The following is a 2946-nucleotide window of genomic DNA, read 5'->3' as shown; positions in this document are numbered from 1 at the left end:
ATTTAAATAGAAAGCGGCGAGCAAATGTGAGAAATTGTGAAAAGCTATTAGCATAAAATAGAGCGATATAGTAAACCATCTAAAGCAATTCAAAAACTGCGAATTTGCAGCCTTTCTATGTCTAAAATTCAGTATTCAGCGGACATTAGTCACGTTATTTATTACAAACAACATTTCCTCGAAGAGTAATTGCGGGCAGGCAGTTTTTTGCACGGTTAAGTTTGATGACTTCAACATTTATTTATAATGGGTGTCAATTTTGTTTTTTTGAACTGTTAAAAGTGGCTGTTGCAGAGCCAAAATCTAGCATGCCAGTGCAGTGTTTATCAATATTAAATACAGAGTCGAGTTTTTTGCACGGTTAAGTTTGATGACTTCAGCATTTATTTATAATGGGTGTCAATTTTGTTCTTGGTGGTGTGGAGGGAGGTTAGAGACCTCCGGCTACCCGATTAGTTGCTATGTAGAGAGTCAAACATTAGAGGTTACTATACGCGAAAAATCAGCATTTATAGCTAGACTTTTCATTAAAACTACACGCCAGTGATTTATGCCATATAGGGTTTCTTCTGTAGCCAGTAAATTTTCAACAAACAGCCTTACATTTGTTCCCCCACATCTAATGTGGGCAACACAAGAGTTAAAAACTTCAGTGATCTCGTCACTTGCCAATTCATTATATGTAAAAATTAATCCAAGTTTTTCGTAATGCGAAAAAAGCACTTCCCACACAGCGTTTTGTATATTGATAGGCCTTTGTATCGAAAACTTAGCGCCTATAGAGTCTGCCCGAGTAAAAATATTTACATTAATATATTGAGCATTAGGAATTATATCTTTATAAAAATACAGGAAAGTTCTGTGAATGTTATTTTTCCAAAAATTATTCTTTTTAGAATTACATGAACCACAACAAGGTACTAAATTTAATGCATGGACAGACAACTCTGGAAAGTGTGCTTCTGGTAAATAATGATCATATGTTTTAGGTAGAGTAACCCCACAGTAGGGGCATCGCTTTAAAAACCTTGTAGGTTGTGTATCTTCTATTAATTTAAAGATCTCTTTTACTTTTTTCGTACGCCCTGTATAGCAGCTTAATAAATCATCTTTATACGCGGCAAGAGCAGGATCTTCGGAGAAGCTAAATAACGTATTCTGTACAATCGCTTGTTCAAATAGTCTGTACCGTGCAAGTATTTGAGGCTCTAATAGTAGTAAATTATTTTTTGTTGTATTTGGCTCACCTTTAACTGTATTTGCTTTTGAACTCACCACATTTTTATGCCTTTGTGAGTAAGTTACAACAGCAGAAGGAGGTACCATTGTTTTCATTTATCATCACCATACTGTGCAAGCAAGTATGCTTTGGCATTAAAACCTAATCCATTTTCAAATAAGTTATTTACTTCTTCAAAAGACATTGTTTTAGATAACCTCTTTAACACTGTTTTATAGTGATTCGCAATATTAACTGTATCAAATACATGTCTTGTTAATTCAGAAATATTTTCTCCAAATGTTTCAAAATTCATAATTGACGACAATGTACTATTACCTTCTCTCGTCAACAAGATCACTCTTTTTCTAGGGATTTCTTGTATAACAATCGGAGAATGCGTTGCAATAATTGCAAAAGAGTTAAATTGTTTTAGCATCATATTCATCACATTAAATAGATGAGCAACAGCATTGGGGTGTAAATGAGTTTCAGGCTCATCAAATAGAACCAAGGTGTTATCTTGTATTTTAGCAACAAGCGCCGTTACAAAATGGGCTAGAATAGATTGACCAGAGCTTAATAATGATAATGCTCCATCATCAGACTCATTATCAGTGTTTATCTCATTTTCAAGTTTAGAAATAAACTCATCACTTGAATTATCAAGAATTTGCGACATGAACGTAACCCATGTATGTGAACGATCTAGTTCATTTATTTTTGACAGGTTATTTTTATAATTTTCAATGAGAGATGTTTTCGATAAATTCCCATTTTCATTTCTAATTCCACAGTAAACATAGCTTGCCTGAGGGTTTTTAGGCCGAATAAACTTATCAAATGCACTGTAAGAAACTGTTATTACACGATTGAATATTGGGCGATTTCTTTTAAACTTTTCATTTTTATCATCAATTGTCTTTTGAGATACTCTACCAACCTGCACTAAGTCCTTAGCTAAAGCCCCCATTAGCTGAGTTTTTCCTACTGCGTTACGCCCAATTATACCTACTATTCTGCCAGGTAAATAATCATTCTCATCAAAGTCCACTGAAATGCTGAATGGGCTATCAGCGCCTTCAATATGTACAATATATTCAAAGGAAAAATCTTCATCGTATTCTTCATCAAGAATAATATATTTACCAAATCTAAATGAACTTCTCGCACTGTTTTCTCTAAACAATGCATTTCTATATTCTGACTTGCTCTCGAAAGCATCTGCTTTATTCGGTTGCCACGAAATATCGTTTAAGGACTCCAAGATAATTTCAGATTTATTAGAACCTATAGCTTCAAAGAGATTTTTATAAAAATCCAGACTTTGCCCTAAACTGATGTAGTCATCTTCAAGATTTGAAAATTCAGGGGGAAGTACTGTATGCCCCTTATCTTTCTGTAATATTTTTATTTCACCTATTTGCACAACTTCGGCTTTACTTTTATGGTACCGAAGATTGAAAGTGCACACTGTGCCAAAATCATTCCAATTATCAGTTGATAAACTGAAAATTGGGTAAACATCGCTAATTAATTGTGTATTAAACCCTTTGACTTTAAACATAGATGATTAGATACCTCGGAGAATGGTGATTTGCAACTAACGAGGCTGTAGAATAACTCGTTTTTAATTTATTTTTATTGATGCATTAACCATAGCCGAGTTCCTATTTTGATTCAATCGGTTACTTCGATTTTACGTAAAATATAAAAAGAGGATTTGC

At 33.8% G+C, this 2946-nt stretch carries 2 protein-coding genes; both read right to left on the bottom strand.

Annotated elements, in window-relative coordinates; translation table 11 throughout:
* Positions 1-471: 471 nt before the first annotated feature.
* Positions 472-1335, bottom strand: coding sequence for an HNH endonuclease (locus tag H5162_RS20950; protein WP_182779430.1), 864 nt, complete (start codon positions 1333-1335; stop codon positions 472-474).
* Positions 1332-2786 carry an AAA family ATPase gene (locus H5162_RS20945; RefSeq protein WP_182779429.1) on the bottom strand — a complete coding sequence of 485 codons (1455 nt, stop codon included), beginning with the start codon at positions 2784-2786 and terminating at the stop codon, positions 1332-1334. Before H5162_RS20945 ends, H5162_RS20950 begins: the two co-directional genes overlap by 4 nt.
* Between the last annotated feature and the right edge of the window lie 160 nt (positions 2787-2946).

The sequence above is a fragment of the Pseudoalteromonas sp. SR41-8 genome (genome assembly GCF_014163915.1).
GTDB lineage: Bacteria > Pseudomonadota > Gammaproteobacteria > Enterobacterales > Alteromonadaceae > Pseudoalteromonas > Pseudoalteromonas rhizosphaerae.
This window is presented reverse-complemented; position numbering and strand designations above follow the sequence as displayed.